Source organism: Salinivibrio sp. YCSC6 (genome assembly GCF_004916735.1).
GTDB classification, from domain to species: Bacteria; Pseudomonadota; Gammaproteobacteria; order Enterobacterales; family Vibrionaceae; genus Salinivibrio; species Salinivibrio proteolyticus.
Map to the genome: position 1 here is coordinate 159978 of NZ_CP039516.1, position 17636 is coordinate 177613.

Sequence of the window (17636 nt, forward strand, 5' to 3'; positions counted from 1 at the left end):
CTGATTAATCAAGCATTTCGAGTAGCACGTCAACGATGACTTACCGACCTTGTTAAGGGTACGGTAAGCCGTTTGTACGACGATGCGAACGATTAAGCGGGTAACTGACCGCTAATTCGGCACCACTCTTCACGTTCTACGATCGGCTCGATAGTGAGGCTGTCGCGGTAGTGATTGGCGACGTCTTCTGCTTGGGTATCGAGGACACCAGACATCGCTAATTGGCCGCCGGGTTTGATGAGTCCTTTGATCACGCCAGACAGCTCACGGAGTGGACCGGCCAGAATATTGGCCACCACCACATCGGCTTGGAGATCGGCCGGTTGGTCTTTAGGCAAATACAAGTGCAGTTGGTCGGCGACACCGTTGCGCTCTGCGTTATCTTTGGACGCCAGTAGTGCTTGAGGATCGATATCAATGCCAATCACACGCTCGGCACCGAGTTTGATGGCGGCAATCGCGAGGATCCCAGAGCCACAACCGAAGTCGATCACTGTTTTACCACTGAGGTCGAGTCCGTCGAGCCACTCGAGGCAAAGCGCGGTGGTCGGGTGTGATCCTGTGCCAAAGGCGAGGCCTGGGTCGAGCATCACGTTGACGGCATTATCATCAGGGACTTCACACCACGTTGGGCAGATCCATAAGCGTTCACCAAACTGCATTGGCTTGAAGTTATCCATCCAAGCGCGTTCCCAGTCTTTATCCTCAAGCTGTTCGATCTTGTGGGCAAAGTTGTCCGCCAACAATGGGCTTGCGTTTAACACTGCCAACACGGTCGCCATGTCCGCTTGGGCGTCGTATAACGCCATGATGTCGGTTTCGCCCCACAGACGGGTTTCACCAGGCAAAGGTTCAAAAACAGGCGTGTCTTTGGCATCTAAAAAGGTGACGGAAAGGGCGCCCGCTTCTTCCATTAGTAGGTCGCCAATGGCTTCTGCATTTTCAGCAGTTGCATTTAGTTTTAATTGGATCCAAGGCATGGTGAATCTCGAGTTGATCAACGAATGACGATGATTTTATCAGATCCGTGTTGTGTATGCCGTAAACAAAAACGACCTACGAGGATGTAGGTCGTTTTACGTCTATCCGTTTTCAAAAGCAGATTAAGACAATCCGAGTTTCTTCTCGAGATAGTGAATGTTGGCACCACCGTGTTGGAAGTGCTCATCGTTCATAATATCGATTTGCAGCGGGATATTGGTTTTAATGCCATCAATCACGGTTTCGGCCAGCGCATTGCGCATACGAGCAATAGCAACGTCGCGATTCTCACCGTAACAAATCAGCTTACCAATCATGGAGTCATAGTGAGGGGGAACACGGTAGCCCGCATACACATGTGACTCCCAACGCACACCCATACCGCCTGGTGAGTGGAAACGCTCGATTTTACCCGGGCTCGGAATAAAGCGCTCTGGGTCTTCGGCATTAATACGACATTCGACGGCATGGCCGCGAATACGAATGTCATCTTGGGTAAACGACAGAGGCTGACCCGCTGCAATGCGCAGTTGCTCTTTGACCAGATCCACACCGGTAACCATTTCGGTGACAGGGTGTTCAACTTGGATACGGGTGTTCATCTCGATAAAGAAGAATTCGCCGTTTTCGTATAAGAATTCAAAGGTACCTGCGCCGCGATAACCGATTTCGATACAGGCACGGCAGCAACGCTCGCCGATAAACTTACGCATTTCAGCGGTAATACCCGGCGCTGGCGCTTCTTCAACCACCTTTTGGTGACGGCGTTGCATCGAGCAATCACGCTCACCGAGATGAATGGCACCACCTTGGCCGTCCGCCAAGACTTGCACTTCGACGTGGCGTGGGTTCTCAAGGAATTTCTCCATGTACACCATGTCGTTGCTAAACGCGGCTTTGGCTTCGGCGCGGGTCATCGCAATGGCATCCACCAGTTCGGCTTCAGAGCGAACCACACGCATACCACGGCCACCGCCGCCGCCTGACGCTTTGATGATCACCGGGTAGCCAATACGTTTGGCGATGGTTTTGTTCTTTTCCTGATCGCTACCCAATGGGCCGTCAGAGCCAGGGACACAAGGGACGCCTGCTTTTTTCATCGCTTCGATTGCAGAGACCTTGTCACCCATCAGACGAATAGTGTCGGCTTTGGGGCCGACAAAGACAAAGCCAGAGCGCTCTACTTGCTCAGCAAAATCGGCGTTTTCCGACAGGAAGCCATAACCTGGGTGAATCGCCACCGCGCCGGTGATTTCAGCGGCGCTGATGATACGAGGAATATTTAGGTAGCTTTGGTTGCTCGGTGCTGGGCCGATACAAACCGTTTCATCCGCTAACAGGACGTGCTTTAAATCGCGGTCTGCAGTGGAGTGTACCGCCACCGTTTTAATGCCGAGTTCTTTACAAGCACGTAAGATCCGTAGCGCGATTTCACCGCGGTTGGCGATAACAATTTTATCTAACATACGGCCCTCGCTTATTCGATGATTACGAGTGGTTCGTCGAACTCAACTGGCTGGCCGTCTTCACACAGAATCGCTTTTACCACACCGCTCTTATCTGCTTGGATCTGGTTCATCATCTTCATCGCTTCAACGATACACAAGGCATCACCTGCATTGACTTGGCTGCCAACTTCAACAAACGGTGCTGCATCTGGGCTTGGCGCGCGATAGAAAGTACCCACCATTGGCGAAAGAACTTGGTGACCCGTCGGCTCTGGTGCGCTTGCCGGCGCTGCGGCTGGCGCTTCTGCGGCCGGTGCTGCTGGGGCGGCAGGCGCAGGGGCTGGCATGGCATACTGTGGTGCAGCAAACTGAGGCGCGGCAGGTGATGAACGGCTGATGCGTACCGACTCTTCGCCCTCAGAAATTTCGAGCTCAGCAATGCCTGACTCTTCAACCAGTTCGATCAATTTTTTGATTTTACGGATATCCATGGTGTCGTCTCTTCTTGTGTTTGTTTTACTGAGCTGCAAACGCCAAATGGCGCGCAGCTGCCGTTAATGCGAATTCGTAGCCATCTGCTCCCAACCCACAAATTACACCGACAGCCTTGTCAGAGAGGTAGGAATGATGACGGAAGGGTTCTCGAGCATGCACATTGGAAAGGTGCACCTCGATAAACGGGATCCCAACACCGAGCAACGCGTCGCGCAGGGCGACGGAGGTGTGCGTAAAAGCGGCAGGATTGATAATGATAAAATCCACCTCACCCATGGCTTGGTGAATGGCATCAATCAGGTTGGCTTCACTGTTGGATTGTAAGTGCTCAAGGTGAAGCCCTAAGGTTGCCGCTTGGGCATGCAACGCGGCGACGATTTGATCGAGCGTTTGGCTACCGTAATGATCGGGTTCACGTTGGCCTAGCAAATTGAGGTTTGGGCCATTTAAGACTAAAACACGGTTATTTGTAGACATCTTGACGCTTACTTCTCCTATTAGCTGCTAATGTGCAGCATTTTGTGGATTCCAGCCTAATGGCATGCTGAATGGGCTTCAAGCACGCCGATTTGTCCTTAGTGGGCTCAATTATAGAGAATTCACCGCAAATCGCAGCAAAATACTGGTCTAATCAGCACACTTTCCCTTTATGGTGTAGCAAAAACTGTCGCGATTGTCGATTGCTGCACTGTCAAGGTTGTGTGTTTTTTATCGACAATAAGGATAGGAGTGATGTGTGCCCAGACAGTTCAGTGGCACAGATCATAAAAACAAAAAAAGCCGCCCGTAGGCGGCAAAGGTTGCTAAGCAATCGTGTCGTTGCGCTACACCACGTTTTCTTTCTCGGCAATGAGCTTATCGACCACACTCGGATCGGCCAGCGTTGAGGTGTCGCCAAGGCTACCGGTATCACCGGTGGCGATTTTGCGCAGAATACGGCGCATGATTTTTCCGGAACGCGTTTTGGGTAAGGCGTCGGTCCAATGGATAAAATCGGGCGTCGCAATAGGGCCAATCTCTTTGCGTACCCACTCTTTCACTTCTTTATGTAGCTCGGCGCTGGGCACCTCACCGGCGTTCAGAGTGATGTAGGCATAAATCGCTTGGCCTTTGATGTCGTGTGGCACACCCACGATGGCGGCTTCGGCAATTTTATCAAAGGCCACTAACGCGGATTCGATTTCTGCTGTCCCCATTCGGTGGCCGGATACGTTAAGGACATCATCGACACGACCTGTAATCCAGTAGTAGCCGTCTTCATCGCGACGCGCGCCGTCACCGGTAAAGTACATGCCCTTGAAGGTTGAGAAATACGTTTGCTCAAAGCGGTCGTGGTCGCCAAACACGGTACGCATTTGTCCCGGCCACGAGTCCAACATTACCAAATTCCCTTCAGCCGCACCGTCGACAATGTTGCCGACGTTATCGACCAACGCAGGTTGTACGCCAAAGAAGGGTCGGGTGGCTGAACCGGGTTTGAGGGCGGTCGCGCCGGGCAAGGGGGTGATCAATATGCCGCCGGTTTCTGTTTGCCACCACGTATCCACAATCGGGCTTTGCCGATTGCCAATGGTGGTGTAGTACCATTCCCAGGCTTCCGGGTTAATGGGTTCACCCACCGAGCCCATAATGCGCAGCGAGCTACGTGTCGTTCCCTCAACGGCTTCATTGCCTTTGGCCATCAACGCGCGGATGGCGGTCGGTGCGGTGTATAAAATATTCACTTGGTGTTTATCAACCACTTCGCTCATACGGGCGGTGGATGGGTAGGTAGGCACGCCTTCAAATAAAATCGTCTTCGCGCCATTAGCTAGCGGGCCATAAATGAGATAGCTGTGGCCGGTGATCCAACCCACATCGGCGGTACACCAGAACACCTCGCCGTCTTGATAATCAAAAACGTATTTGAAGGTCATCGCGGCATACACGAGGTAGCCGCCTGTGGTATGCAGTACCCCTTTTGGCGTCCCGGTTGAGCCAGATGTATAGAGGATAAATAAAGGGTCTTCGGCATTCATTTCTTCGGGAGGGCAATCGGTTGATGCGTTTGCGGTGGCTTCATGCCACCACACGTCGCGACCTTCGTGCCAATCAACTTGTCCCCCTGTGCGTTTGAAAACCAGCACGTTATTGACTGACGTGACTTTGCTGTTGGCAAGGGCTTCATCGACGTTCTTTTTCAATGGCACTGCACGGCCGCCACGAACGCCTTCATCCGCGGTAACCACGACTTTAGCGTTGGAGTCGATAATACGTCCTGCCAGTGCTTCAGGTGAGAAACCGCCAAATACCACTGTGTGCACGGCGCCAATGCGTGCACAGGCGAGCATCGCGACCGCGGCTTCCATGACCATCGGCATGTAAAGACAGACTACATCGCCTTTTTTGACGCCATTGTCTTTGAGCGCATTAGCAAATTGGCACACCTGTTGGTGGAGCTGCTTGTAGGTCAGTGTGGCATCGTCCTTCGGATCGTCTCCTTCCCAAATTAAGGCAACCTGATCGCCTTTGTCGTTAAGATGACGATCGATACAGTTGGCGGCCACATTCAAGGTACCGTCTTCAAACCAACGAATATCGACGTGGCCGGTATCGAAAGAGGTATGTTTCACCTTGGTATAGGGTTTGATCCAATCAAGAATTTGCCCGTGTTCGCGCCAAAAGCCTTCGGGGTCGGTCACTGATTGCTGATAAAGCGCTTGGTAGGTGGCTTCATCCGCGTGTGCCTTTTGTGCAATTGAAGGCATGACGGGGTATACGTGACTATCGCTCATCCTGTTTCTCCTCGTGTCCGCGTAATCTCATGCGGCGCTTCCATGTCGTGAGATGTCAGGCTGTACCGCTGCCTGGCAAATGAAAACCATGCCCTTAAAGGTGTGACAGTTCGTGGGGTCCGGCAATTAGACTTTAGGATGAGGCCATTGATTTATAAGTGGTTTGTGCGCTTGTTGGACCATAGATTGGGGGGTTGATCTCACTTTTTGTGCAATACGTGTCGTAAGGCAGGATCGCTGTTGGCTATTGCGAACGTAGCATAGGCATGTCGCCATATTGCAAACGCACGTAAATCAAAGCGGCGGCGATGGTGTCGTCCAGTGCATCATGACGGGCGGGCAAAGGGAGGTCTAAATGGCGACTGATCGCTTCCATACTGATGTCATGGTAGGCATTGGGCAGTAAACGCTCTAATTGACGTTGATAAATATCGCTAACCTCGATCACGGGATTGGGTAACGGAAAGCCTAAAAAACGCCGTGCGTAGCGATCTAAGATCGTTTTGTCGTAGCGAATGTGATAGCCAACCAAAGGATGGTTATGGATGAAGGCGATTAACGTCGTCATGGCTTGCTCAGCGCTAACACCCTGTTCAAGATCTTGATGGCGCAACTGATGAATACGGACCGAGCCAGCGTTCAAGCTTTTTGGCGCCACTAAGGTCAAGGTGAGCGCTTGGCTGGTGAGTATTCGATTCCCTTGAATTGGAGTGGCGGCGATAGTAACGAGTTCTGCACGCTCTGGATCTAAGCTGGTGGTTTCGCAGTCGAGCGAGATCACTGTGCTGCGATCCGAGGGTAAGAAGAGCGCGCGGTAGGACGATGTCCGCAATCGGTAGCGGTACCATTGACGTGACAACCAGTTCACTCTAGTCCCTCACATGGTAGTGGTAGGCGAGGGATTCTTTGAATTTTTTTACCACGTGGAGGCCGTGGCGTAAAAGATCTCGCTCGCTGGAAGGAAGCGCAGAGACATCGATATAGTTACTCTGTTGCTCACCACTTAATTGTTGGCGTAACCGCAGTCGGATAAATAGCTTCAGCGCCTCGGCGAGGTTCTCTGCCGTTTCTTCGGCCAGTGTCCCTATGTTAGCCAGCCTCTCAATCCGCTCAAAGGTATTGGTTTCGCTGACCACTTTTTCTAGGCTCATGGTGCGAATGCCGTGCACAATCGGAAAGATGCCGCCTTTTTTGATGTCGAGCCCTTCTTTACCACTCTTTAATGAGCCAAACACCGTCAAAGGGACTTTGAACGCTAATGCCGGGCGCACAAAGGTATTTAAGGTCAGCATATTATCGGTGAGCGAGGCTTTAAGTGGCGTTTGAATCGCGTCGATAAGCTGGCTGTCGCCCGCAACAGGATGCGCATCGGCGAGAATGGCTAAATCCATCACGCTTTGATGATTAGCACTTTGCGCTAAGTTAAGAATGGTTTGTTGCCATTGAGACGCGCTTTTCACCCACTTGGGATTGCTGACCATCACCTGCCCAGGGCAGGGCGGATAGCCGAGTAGATTTAAGGTATGTGAAAAGGCCTCCATCACGGTTTGGCACTCGGGCCAAGTGAGATCATCGGCCAAAATGAGTGCGTTATCTTGATCGGTTTTAAGTACTTGCTCACCGCGTCCTTCCGAGCCCATCACCACTAAACAGCATTGCTGCTGATAGAGCTCGGGCACGATGAGGCGAAACGCTTTTTCCATGATTTGTTCATTCACGGTCGCGATGAGCTTCATCACAAAGCGTGTGTGGATACCGTTGTTAAACAGGGTATGAACCAATTTGCTTTGGCTATTTGCCGCTAACACCAGTTCATCGACGGTTTGTGCGCGCGCAATGCGTAAGTTGAGCACATGAGAATGGGTGGAGAATAAGCTCAATACTTGCGGCAGGTCGAGCGTACCGACGGTCTGTCCCTGATCATCGACGACACGGACCCGCTTCACTCGCTGACGCGTCATGGTGATCATGGCATGAAAGAGAAAGTCACCTCGCTCGACACTGATCACAGGGCGGGTAGCGATATTTCCCACCGGGACCGATTGGTCATGGCCGTCGAGCACCAAGGCATGCAGCAGATTGGTGCGGGTAATAATGCCGCAACTTCCGTCCTCGTAATCGACCAAGGCACAATCACAGCGTTGTGCTTTCATTTTTGCGGTGGCGTCCTTAAGAGGAACATCGGGGGTCACACGCAGCGCCGGTTGAATATTGGTGTCGTCAATGCGAGTGAGCATGAACTCGGCTAAGTTCTGTTGCTGGCGAGCCTGTGCAATCAACTGCTGACGACGCTGCAAGTTAGTATCAAAATAAGCACTAAAATCTTGATTGGTATGATAAATGGCGAGGAACACGTCGGCAGGCAGTAAGTGACACAAGGTATCCTCTAGGGCGCGATATTGGTGCTTGGCGGTACCGTTTAATATCGCTGGGACATCAAATAGATCATCCGTGGTGTAGTGCGAAAAGGTTTCTTTGCCGTCTTCCGATACCTCTTCCACACTGCCTTTGATAATGATAAAGAGCTGATCGCCACTATCACCGGCGGCGAGCAGCGTATCGCCACGTCGGAAGTAGGCAACGTCTATGGCTTGGCGGCATTGCTTGACTTGGGACGCCGTCAGGCAATCAAACGGTGCATGAGAGGTGTCAAACGGTTCAGGCATAATCGCACTCCCCACAATAATATTTCTAGTGTGTCGCACGTTATCTGTTCCGGCTAGCCGACTTTAGTCTAGCCAGTTGCGACGAAACCTAGGCGGAGATCAACGAAGTGATGAGGATATTCGCTGAGTAGGGCTTTTTTTCATGTCAAAGAGTTGAGACACTTAGCCGCGAATCTATCTTGATGTGAAGTAATGAAATGAGCTTGTCCCACTGTTCTCCTTTTCGTTGGCTGTCAGAGTACTTTGGCGGTTTCTTTTTCTCTTACGGTGTCTACTTGCCGTTTTGGGCGGTTTGGTTTGATTACATGGGGTTGCATGCCGGGGTGATTGGTACGCTGATTGGCTTGGGCTTTGCGACCCGTTGTGTGGCCAACTTAGTGTTTACTCCCAAAGTGCAGCGGGTGGAGTCGTTACTGCCTGCACTGCGTGGCTTAACCTTAATGGCGTTGTTGACCTGTGCGTTGCATCCTGTGATGGGAGCGAACATTGCGTGGCTCGCGTTGGTGACTGTGCTCTTTAATCTGGCGATTGGGCCATCGGTGCCTTTGTCCGACGCGTTAGCGAACTATTATGCGCGCCATCAGATTATCGACTATGGTCGAACACGCTTGTGGGGGTCGATTGCTTTTATTGTCGGATCAAGTTTGACGGGATGGCTGGTGACCGAGGAAACCGCCGCGATCATCCCTTGGGTTGCGATTGGAGGCTTGTCGGCTTGCTTGCTGTTAACCTTACGTCGCCCGACAGTGATGCCGGAAAGTGAGCATGACGCGGCCCACAGTAAGGTGTCGATGCGCCAACTTTTTCGTGACCCTCACATCGTGGTATTTCTGCTGATCGCCTCCTTGCTACAAGGCAGTCATGCCGCGTATTACAGTTTTAGCGCTATCTATTGGAAACATGCCGGTTACAGCGAGAGCATCGTGGGCTATTTGTGGAGTCTGGGTGTGGTCTCGGAAGTGGCGGTTTTTGCGCTGGGCGCACGTCTTTTTGGTGGGTGGTCTGCCAAAGCCTTGTTCCGTCTTGCCGCGCTTGGCGTGTTAGTGCGATGGGGGATCACTGGCTCGACGACAGCCTTGGCGCCAGTGATAATGGTACAACTCCTCCACGGGATCACCTTTGCCGCCGCCCATTTGGGTGCCATGCAATACATTCAACGCGAATGTGGGACACGCCTTGTCGCGGTACAAGCCGCCTATAACGCCCTCCCCATGGGCGCGGTGGTCGCAGCGCTGACGGCAGCTAGCGGTTGGGTGTATGACTTTTCTCCAGCGTGGACCTTCTATGCGATGGCGTTGCTGGCACTGCCGGCGCTGTTACTGCCTTTGCATGAACCTCAGTACCAACAAGCAAGAAAGGCCCGCTTGCAGCAAAGTTAGCCACGAGGTCCACAAAGCCGAGACAGGAAGATTGAGCCGGTGTCTGTCGCGTGTTACACCCTTCTAAGCGGACGAAAAATACGCAGGGGTCAGGAAGGGAGTCATGACACAAGGCTGGGTAATTGTCTCGGTTTCACTATTGTACATGGGGACGCTGTTTGCCATCGCATGGTATGGCGACAGTCGCCCGCGTTGGCTACGAACGTGGCGCCCTTGGATCTATAGCCTTTCTATCGCGGTCTATTGTACCTCGTGGACTTTCTTCGGTACGGTCGGACAAGCCTCTAGCTCGCCGTGGTCGTTTTTACCTATCTATTTAGCGCCCATTTTGGTGTTCACGCTGGGATGGCGCTTTCTCGCCCGCATGATCTTAATTGCCAAACGAGAGCACATCACCTCGATTGCCGACTTTATCGCGGCACGTTATGGCAAATCACAAGGATTGGCGGTAGTCGTCACTTTGATTGCAGTCATCGGTGTTCTGCCTTATATCGCGCTGCAGCTACGCGGTATCGCCATGGGGTTAGATGTGCTTTCGCCTGAACTCGGAGCCAGCATTGGCTTAGAGCAGCCCCAAATAGCATGGTTGGTATGCATCTCGCTCGCGATGTTCACCGTGTTATTCGGCACACGGCATATCGATAGCACCGAGCACCATCGCGGTATGATGATGGCGATTGCGTTTGAATCGGTGATCAAACTGGTCGCGTTTTTGGGTATTGGCGTGTTTGTGGTGGTGCTCTTGTTTCAAGCGCCGAGCTTGCCCATGAGCCTTGAAGAGTCTGGCGTGATCGGGCGGCCGGATATAGGCAATTTAATCATTCACACCTTTCTAACGGCCGCAGCCATTATTTGTTTGCCGCGTCAGTTTCATACCATGGTGGTGGAGAATACCCGTGCCAGCGACCTCAATACTGCCCGAAAAGTGTTCCCTACCTATTTGCTGCTGATGTTGGTATTCGTTTTGCCGCTCGCGTACGCCGGACAGATGCTGATCCCGGATGCCCCTGCGGATACGTATGTGATTCGCTTGCCCTTATCGGTTGGTGCCGAAGGCATGGCGTTATTGGCTTTTATGGGGGGCGCATCAGCGGCGAGTGGTATGGTCATTGTCTCGACCATTGCGCTGGCTATTATGGTCTCGAATGATCTGGTGTTACCCCTGTTGCTGCGGCGGATGAAGATGACGTCGCGTAACTTCACGCAGTTCTCTGGCCTTTTGCTTAACGTCCGTCGCGCTTTAATTTTTCTTATTCTTATTGCCGCTTGGGGCTTTTACCACCTGATTTTAACGGTGCCAACATTATCAGAAATTGGCTTTCTCTCTTTTGCGGCCATTGCGCAGTTTGCTCCCGCGATGATTGGTGCCTTGTATTGGCGCCAAGGTAATAAGAAAGGCGTGTATGCGGGCTTGGCGGTAGGATTTAGCTTGTGGCTGATCACCATGATGACGCAAACCGGCATGCTTGCCGGCGATGGGCAGAGCAACCTGTTGATTTGGGTGATCACACCACCGGCGATTGCGCCTATCGCAACGCTAGATCCCATCGATTGGGGCTTGGCATTTAGTGTGTTAATGAACGCTGCCAGTTTTGTGGCCGTGTCACTGTTAACCCGACCGTCTTTGAGTGAGCGATTGCAGGCCGCCGCGTTTGTGGGTATGCCGCTACCAGAAAGTGAAGATGCACGCCTATACCAAAGCCGAGTCACGGTGGCAGAGCTGGAAATGCTCGCGGCCCGTTTTGTCGGCCGGCGGCGGATGCGTCAGGCATTTAGCCAATTTGCTGATCAACGTGGTGAAGACTTGATCCCGCAACAGCAGGCGAGTGCTCCCTTGATTCGCCATACCGAACGCGTGTTGGCGGGGGTGTTTGGGGCATCGTCTGCGCGGTTGGTGCTATCGTCTGCCTTACAAGGGCGAAATATGCAATTGGAAGAAATTGCCACCATTGTTGATGAAGCGTCTGAGCTGTTTGATTTCTCGCGCGGTTTGCTCCAAGGCGCCATTGAACATATCAATCAAGGGATCTCGGTGGTCGACAAACAGCTACGGCTGGTGGCGTGGAATCAGCGTTATATTGATATGTTTCAGTTTCCACCCGGATTGATTCAGGTGGGACGCCCGGTCGCTGATTTGATTCGCTTTAATGCCCAACGCGGACTCTGTGGACCGGGCGATCCGGAAGAGCATGTCGAGAAGAGAGTGCATCATTTAACACGCCGTCAGCCGCATACCTCCTCTCGTGTGCACCCTGATGGACGGGTCATTGAGCTCCAAGGTAACCCCATGCCCGGCGGTGGGTTCGTGATGACCTTCACCGATATTACTGCGTTTCGCCAAGCGGAGGCGGCGCTTAAGCAATCCAATGAAACCTTGGAAGCACGAGTGACGGAGCGCACCCGTGAGCTTGAATCCCTCAATAGCCGGCTGATTGATGCCACCCGCAAGGCTGAATCCGCCTCACAGTCGAAAAGCCGTTTTCTCGCGGCGGTCAGTCACGATTTGATGCAGCCTTTGAATGCGGCACGCTTATTTGCCTCCTCGCTATCGGAGATTGCCCATAATGCCGACACGCAACGGGTTGCTGGCCACATCGAAAGCGCACTGGAAGGGGCGGAGGATTTGATTGGTGACTTGCTGGATATCTCGCGATTAGAGTCGGGCAAGATGAAAGCGCGGATTGAACACTTTGCATTGAATGATGTACTCACGGCATTAGAAGCAGAGTTTGGCGTATTGGCCAACCAACAAGGCATGCGCTTTGATGTTCAACACTGTCAAGGCTGGGTACGTTCAGATAAAAAACTGCTCCGTCGCGTACTGCAAAACTTTTTGACCAATGCCTTTCGCTATAACCCGAGAGGACGGGTGTTATTGGGAGTACGTCGCGAAGAAAACCGATACCGTATTGAAGTGTGGGATGATGGTGACGGGATCCCGCATGATCGTCAGCAAGATATTTTCCAAGAATTTACTCGCCTTGACCGTCAAGGTGCAGAGCAAGGGTTAGGGCTGGGACTTGCGATAGCGAGGGGGATCAGCCAGATCTTGCAGCAGCCGCTTGGGTTGCGCTCTTGGCCCGGCAAAGGCACGGTTTTTTCTATCTCGGTAGATCAAGGCACGCCCGAGGCCGTGGTGTCTGCCGAGCCGCGTTCACCCAGTGCTGTTTCGGAGAGTGCGCTAAAAGGATGCCGCGTGCTGTGTGTGGATAATGAAACCGATATTCTAACCGGTATGGCACAGTTGTTATCGCGCTGGGGGTGTGATGTGCGTTGTGCGCCTGATGTCAGTGGTGCAATGCAACAAATTGATGATGATTGGCACCCAGAGTTTGTGCTTAGTGACTACCATTTAGCTAATCAACAAACGGGATTGCAGGTCTTACAACAATGTCAGTTGCGTTTAGGGCGCTGTTTCCGTGGCGCGATTATCAGCGCAGATCGCAGTGCTGACATTCAACAGTCGGTCACTGGACTGGGGTTTGCTTACATTTCCAAGCCAGTCAAACCACTCAAACTTCGCGCCTTACTACAACAACGAGGACAGTAATGGACCCATTTAGTATTTCTCGTCTCGACACAGACATTGGCACGGTCCGAGTGGACGGTCGGTTTAACCCCGTGGATGGACATATCGACATCGACGATCTTGCTCATTTGGACAGTCATGGTTGGGCGGACGTGAACCATTGGCTGACAGAGCAGGCTTATGAGCATAAAGTAGCCACGATCTTGCACGCCATTCGTGGCTACTTAATCGGAAGCGATGCGTAGCAAAGGCTAGGACGCGTCCTGTGCTTTCTGATGCTCGCTGTAGAATGTTTTATGCTCAATAAAAGTGGTTGGTGCCTCAGCAAAGTAGTAGCTACCATCCACACTCACCGCGAGACGAATTTGCGCTTGTGCATCGGTGGGAGCGGGAAGCGACACCTGCCAAGCCTTGCCTGTTTCATCTGTTGCTTGCATTGACTGTGGCTGAGGCTCAGTGCCTGTATGCGCCATGCTGATCCTCGCGCCTTCGAGGGGTAACGCGCTCGCTAAACGCAGTGTTAGCCTATCATTCTGCACGCCGTCAGACTCTAATTTTAGCTTTATATCGCCATTTTCAAGCTGACAAAAGCCACTGGTGTAGCGGCAATTTGAGCGCACCGCAAGCGGGTAACTTTGTCCTGACTGGGCCGCCTGAGGGGGCTCAGACACACTGGCATCGACCGCAAAATAGGCGATGATGGCTAAAACTGGTGCAACCAGCATCGCAATGACGACATGCTTGTTCGTTAATAATCGTGTGACCGTTGACATCAGGCCTCTCCTTGGCTGGAAGTAACCAACAGTATAAAAGCCCCCGTAGGGGCTTGATAGGTTAATACCGTATTAGTGTGATTGCGCATCGCCTGCGCCCGATGGCATGCGAACGTGTTCGACCAAATCTTGTACCTCTTGTGGGGTTTCTTTAGTCACGCGAGAAACGAGGATGGCTACCACAAAGTTACAGATTGCACCGACGGCACCAAAGGCATTGGGTTCAATCCCCAAGATCCAGTTGCTGCCAAGGCCTTCTAGGTATGTCCATTCAGGGATAAATAGGATCCCTTTGTGTTGGAACACATAGAATAGGGTGACACTGATCCCTGCAACCATCCCGGCGATCGCGCCTTCCTTGTTGATGGTCTTGGTAAAGATCCCCATCATCAGGACTGGGAAGATTGATGAGGCGGCGAGACCGAAGGCCAGTGCCACTGTCCCAGCGGCGAAGCCAGGTGGATTCAGTCCCAAATAGCCAGCACCGGCGATGGCTAATGCCATGGATATCCGGCTCGCCATGAGTTCGCCTTTTTCACTGATATTCGGGTTAACGACCCCTTTGATTAAGTCGTGGGATATTGCTGACGATATCGCAAGCAACAATCCCGCAGCAGTCGACAGTGCCGCAGCAAGACCACCGGCAGCCACTAGTGCAATGACCCAGTTAGGCAGCTTGGCAATTTCGGGGTTGGCGAGCACCATGATATCGCGGTCAACACGCAGCTCATTGGTCTCTGGGTCAGAGGTGTACTGAATTTTCTGGTCACCGTTTTTGTCTTCAAAACCGAGCAGGCCAGTGGTTTCCCAGTTTTTAAACCAGTCCGGACGCTCGTCGTACAGCAAATTATCACCATTAGGTAGATTGACGGTATCCATCAAGTTTAAGCGAGCCATCGCGGCGACGGCAGGTGCTGAGGTATACAAAATCGCGATAAAAAAGAGTGCCCAGCCAGCAGAGGTTCGCGCATCACGCACCTTAGGGACGGTAAAGAAGCGGATAATGACGTGAGGTAGACCTGCGGTACCGATCATCAGTGACATGGTGTAGGCAAACATATTGAGCGTACTGCCGCGCACCGCGGTAGTGTATTCGACAAAACCGAGCTCAGTGACCACTTGGTCGAGCCGATCGAGCAAATACTGATCCGTACCTGCCATGGTGCTACCCAGACCTAACTGCGGGAACGGGTTGCCGGTGAGCTTTAGCGAGATAAAAATAGCAGGGATCGTATACGCCAAAATAAGCACGCAATACTGAGCAATTTGGGTATAAGTAATGCCTTTCATCCCGCCCATCACGGAATACATGAAGACAATCACCATACCGATTAACAGCCCGGTGGAGTAATCGACTTCCAAGAAGCGTCCAAATGCGACCCCAACCCCTTTCATCTGACCGATAACATAAGTGACCGAAGCGATAATCAAGCAAACCACCGCCACGATACGCGCGGTTTTCGAATAAAAGCGCTCACCGACAAACTCGGGGACGGTAAACTTGCCAAATTTACGCAGGTAAGGCGCGAGGAGTAGGGCGAGCAGCACAAAGCCACCGGTCCAGCCCATCAAAAAGACCGAGCCGCCATAACCCATAAAGGCAATCAAACCGGCCATGGAGATGAAGGAGGCCGCTGACATCCAGTCGGCAGCGGTTGCCATCCCGTTTGCAACGGGGTTAACCCCACCGCCAGCCACATAAAACTCTTTGGTTGACCCTGCTCGAGCCCAGATCGCAATCCCGATGTAGAGGGCGAACGTGAACCCAACAACAATGTAAGTAATGGTTCTTAAATCCATGCGTGTGTCCTCTTACTCGTCGTCTACACCGAACTCGCGATCGAGTTTGCGCATCTGTTTGGCATACACAAAAATGATGCCAAGGAAGGTATAAATTGACCCTTGTTGAGCGAACCAAAATCCCAATTTATAGCCTGCGATTTGAATCGTGTTGAGGGCATCCACGAATAAGATCCCAAAACCGAATGAGACAACAAACCAGACAATCAGCAAGCTGATCATCAGTTTTACGTTTCTCTCCCAGTAGGCTTTCGCGTGTTCCTTGCTTTGAAACGCCATCGCCATCTCCTTGTTTAACACGTTAATGGAATGTTACATGAAGACGATAGCAGTGGATGGGCAAAGCGACATTGCAACTTTAGTCGAGCCACAAGCGCGCCAATATGGCGAAAAGACAGGATTTTTGTGAGCTAGGTTGGGCTAGCTCGGGTTGAGCTAGCCACGACTTGCGCCAAAGGTCTAAGTCAGGTGATAAAACTTTTGGATCCCTTCGAGCAAATTAGCAACGGCGACGGAGGCGAGGATTAGCCCCATGACACGACTGACAATCGAGGCGCCGACATTACCGATCACTTTGTGTATTACATTGGCCCCGAGGAGTAAGACCAAGGTCGCGACTAAGACTAAGAACATCACTCCGGCTGTAATGGCTTGCTCAGCAATGGCATAGCGATTGTTATCCGTGAGCATGACAATGGCCATCATCGCGCCGGGTGAGGCGATAGACGGCACCGCCAAGGGATACACCGCAGTTGCGGCTATCTCGGCCTTATCCACGTTTTCGCTGAGCATTTTGGCTTCTTGACTAGGCTTGCCTTCGCCGAAAATCATGGTTAAAGAAAATAACAGCAATACCAGCCCGCCTGCCGCTTGAAAGGCGGGCAAAGGGATTTGCATGGCTTCGAGTAAAATCTGGCCGACAATTAAGAAGAACAATAAAATCGCGAAAGCGATCGCTACCGCTTTCACTGCCACGCGGCGCTTTTGTTTGGGGGTCATGTGGCTGGTTTGCGACAGATAGATGGGCACGCTACCGATAGGATCGATCACGGCCCATAAAATCACGAATTGCGTAGCAAGAATACTTAACATAGGCGCTCCAACGTCGGTGTGTGAGCGCTAGCGTATCAAAGTTCGATATTTGATTGCTGCAATAAAATTACCGCTTGAGTGCGATTTTTTACCCCGAGCTTGCGAAAAATCGCCGTCATGTGTGCTTTGATGGTGGCCTCGGAGACTGCTAAGTCGTAAGCGATCTGCTTATTCAGCAAGCCATCGCAAAGCATACGTAATACTTTGTATTGTTGCGGCGTTAAGGCGGCTAATTTGCTCGACAAGCATTCACTGTCGTCATCGTCACCTAAGTCATCAGGAAAGCAGGGAGTGCCCTCGAGGACTTGGGTCAACGATTGCACCAGCGTACGCATATCGCTGGATTTTGGGATAAAACCAAACGCGCCATGGGAACGGACTTGGCGGATCACGCTGGGCTCTTCACTGGCGGAGACCACCACAATCGGCAGCGTCGGGTATTGGTGACGCAGGGCAATCAACCCCGACATACCATTGGCGCCCGGCATTTTTAGATCTAGTAGCACTAAATCGACCTCGGCATCGCGTGCTAATAGATCGTTCAAACTATCCAGACTATCTGCTTCGAGTAGATTCGCGCCGCTGACCGCCATATGCACTGATTGAAATAAGGCATTTCGAAACAGCGGATGGTCGTCAGCGATCACAATGGTATGTTGCGCTTCCATGGTGTTTATGCCGCTCCCGTGTTTCTTTCAA

General features: G+C 52.1%; 15 protein-coding genes. 3 read left to right on the forward strand and 12 right to left on the reverse strand.

Going from position 1 to position 17636, the window contains the following annotated elements:
* Nucleotides 1-92 precede the first annotated feature (92 nt).
* The 7 genes from prmA to E8E00_RS00755 form a co-directional block, all read right to left on the reverse strand.
* A complete protein-coding gene (gene prmA / locus E8E00_RS00725; protein WP_096630167.1) occupies nt 93-980 on the reverse strand; it encodes a 50S ribosomal protein L11 methyltransferase in 888 nt (295 codons plus the stop codon).
* Nucleotides 981-1103: 123 nt separating this feature from the next.
* Nucleotides 1104-2447 (reverse strand): acetyl-CoA carboxylase biotin carboxylase subunit, encoded by a 1344-nt coding sequence (gene accC / locus E8E00_RS00730; protein ID WP_096630164.1) that lies wholly within the window; start codon nt 2445-2447, stop codon nt 1104-1106.
* A gap of 11 nt (nt 2448-2458) precedes the next feature.
* Nucleotides 2459-2920: an acetyl-CoA carboxylase biotin carboxyl carrier protein gene (gene accB, locus E8E00_RS00735; RefSeq protein ID WP_077640709.1), complete on the reverse strand. Its 462-nt coding sequence runs from the start codon at nt 2918-2920 to the stop codon at nt 2459-2461.
* Nucleotides 2921-2945: 25 nt separating this feature from the next.
* Nucleotides 2946-3401, reverse strand: coding sequence for a type II 3-dehydroquinate dehydratase (gene aroQ / locus E8E00_RS00740; RefSeq protein WP_069586980.1), 456 nt, complete (start codon nt 3399-3401; stop codon nt 2946-2948).
* Between the two features lie 347 nt (nt 3402-3748).
* The gene (gene acs / locus E8E00_RS00745; RefSeq protein WP_077479075.1) at nt 3749-5698 is read right to left on the reverse strand and encodes an acetate--CoA ligase; all 1950 of its coding nucleotides are present in this window, start codon (nt 5696-5698) and stop codon (nt 3749-3751) included.
* Nucleotides 5699-5942: 244 nt separating this feature from the next.
* Nucleotides 5943-6566, reverse strand: coding sequence for a 3'-5' exonuclease (locus E8E00_RS00750; protein ID WP_069586978.1), 624 nt, complete (start codon nt 6564-6566; stop codon nt 5943-5945).
* Between the two features lies 1 nt (nt 6567).
* Nucleotides 6568-8364 (reverse strand): DUF294 nucleotidyltransferase-like domain-containing protein, encoded by a 1797-nt coding sequence (locus E8E00_RS00755; RefSeq protein ID WP_096630161.1) that lies wholly within the window; start codon nt 8362-8364, stop codon nt 6568-6570.
* A gap of 197 nt (nt 8365-8561) precedes the next feature.
* Here E8E00_RS00755 and E8E00_RS00760 point away from each other — a divergent pair, with 197 nt between their 5' ends.
* From E8E00_RS00760 to E8E00_RS00770, 3 genes are all read left to right on the forward strand, one after another.
* A complete protein-coding gene (locus E8E00_RS00760) occupies nt 8562-9743 on the forward strand; it encodes a 3-phenylpropionate MFS transporter (RefSeq protein ID WP_077456060.1) in 1182 nt (393 codons plus the stop codon).
* Between the two features lie 103 nt (nt 9744-9846).
* Nucleotides 9847-13293, forward strand: a complete 3447-nt coding sequence (locus tag E8E00_RS00765) for a hybrid sensor histidine kinase/response regulator (RefSeq protein ID WP_096630158.1) — start codon at nt 9847-9849, stop codon at nt 13291-13293.
* Complete coding sequence (locus E8E00_RS00770; RefSeq protein ID WP_077456062.1) at nt 13293-13517, forward strand: hypothetical protein; 225 nt, start codon at nt 13293-13295, stop codon at nt 13515-13517. The genes E8E00_RS00765 and E8E00_RS00770 overlap by 1 nt, the downstream gene beginning before the upstream one ends.
* Before the next feature lie 6 nt (nt 13518-13523).
* Here E8E00_RS00770 and E8E00_RS00775 read toward each other — a convergent pair whose 3' ends face one another.
* The 5 genes from E8E00_RS00775 to E8E00_RS00795 form a co-directional block, all read right to left on the reverse strand.
* Complete coding sequence (locus E8E00_RS00775; RefSeq protein ID WP_096630155.1) at nt 13524-14045, reverse strand: hypothetical protein; 522 nt, start codon at nt 14043-14045, stop codon at nt 13524-13526.
* A 72-nt stretch (nt 14046-14117) separates the two neighbouring features.
* On the reverse strand, nt 14118-15845 hold the full coding sequence (locus E8E00_RS00780; protein ID WP_077456064.1) for a sodium:solute symporter family protein: 1728 nt from the start codon (nt 15843-15845) through the stop codon (nt 14118-14120).
* A gap of 12 nt (nt 15846-15857) precedes the next feature.
* Complete coding sequence (locus tag E8E00_RS00785; protein WP_069586971.1) at nt 15858-16124, reverse strand: DUF4212 domain-containing protein; 267 nt, start codon at nt 16122-16124, stop codon at nt 15858-15860.
* Between the two features lie 180 nt (nt 16125-16304).
* The gene (locus E8E00_RS00790; RefSeq protein WP_069586970.1) at nt 16305-16937 is read right to left on the reverse strand and encodes a MarC family protein; all 633 of its coding nucleotides are present in this window, start codon (nt 16935-16937) and stop codon (nt 16305-16307) included.
* A gap of 35 nt (nt 16938-16972) precedes the next feature.
* On the reverse strand, nt 16973-17605 hold the full coding sequence (locus tag E8E00_RS00795; protein ID WP_077479082.1) for a response regulator transcription factor: 633 nt from the start codon (nt 17603-17605) through the stop codon (nt 16973-16975).
* Between the last annotated feature and the right edge of the window lie 31 nt (nt 17606-17636).

What these genes read in the sequence shown, in the direction of transcription:
- prmA (WP_096630167.1), bottom strand. Translation starts at nt 980, where the DNA reads ATGCCTTGGATCCAATTAAAACTAAATGCAACTGCTGAAAATGCAGAA.
- accC (WP_096630164.1), bottom strand. Translation starts at nt 2,447, where the DNA reads ATGTTAGATAAAATTGTTATCGCCAACCGCGGTGAAATCGCGCTACGG.
- accB (WP_077640709.1), bottom strand. Translation starts at nt 2,920, where the DNA reads ATGGATATCCGTAAAATCAAAAAATTGATCGAACTGGTTGAAGAGTCA.
- aroQ (WP_069586980.1), bottom strand. Translation starts at nt 3,401, where the DNA reads ATGTCTACAAATAACCGTGTTTTAGTCTTAAATGGCCCAAACCTCAAT.
- acs (WP_077479075.1), bottom strand. Translation starts at nt 5,698, where the DNA reads ATGAGCGATAGTCACGTATACCCCGTCATGCCTTCAATTGCACAAAAG.
- E8E00_RS00755 (WP_096630161.1), bottom strand. Translation starts at nt 8,364, where the DNA reads ATGCCTGAACCGTTTGACACCTCTCATGCACCGTTTGATTGCCTGACG.
- E8E00_RS00760 (WP_077456060.1), top strand. Translation starts at nt 8,562, where the DNA reads ATGAGCTTGTCCCACTGTTCTCCTTTTCGTTGGCTGTCAGAGTACTTT.
- E8E00_RS00765 (WP_096630158.1), top strand. Translation starts at nt 9,847, where the DNA reads ATGACACAAGGCTGGGTAATTGTCTCGGTTTCACTATTGTACATGGGG.
- E8E00_RS00770 (WP_077456062.1), top strand. Translation starts at nt 13,293, where the DNA reads ATGGACCCATTTAGTATTTCTCGTCTCGACACAGACATTGGCACGGTC.
- E8E00_RS00775 (WP_096630155.1), bottom strand. Translation starts at nt 14,045, where the DNA reads ATGTCAACGGTCACACGATTATTAACGAACAAGCATGTCGTCATTGCG.
- E8E00_RS00780 (WP_077456064.1), bottom strand. Translation starts at nt 15,845, where the DNA reads ATGGATTTAAGAACCATTACTTACATTGTTGTTGGGTTCACGTTCGCC.
- E8E00_RS00785 (WP_069586971.1), bottom strand. Translation starts at nt 16,124, where the DNA reads ATGGCGTTTCAAAGCAAGGAACACGCGAAAGCCTACTGGGAGAGAAAC.
- E8E00_RS00790 (WP_069586970.1), bottom strand. Translation starts at nt 16,937, where the DNA reads ATGTTAAGTATTCTTGCTACGCAATTCGTGATTTTATGGGCCGTGATC.
- E8E00_RS00795 (WP_077479082.1), bottom strand. Translation starts at nt 17,605, where the DNA reads ATGGAAGCGCAACATACCATTGTGATCGCTGACGACCATCCGCTGTTT.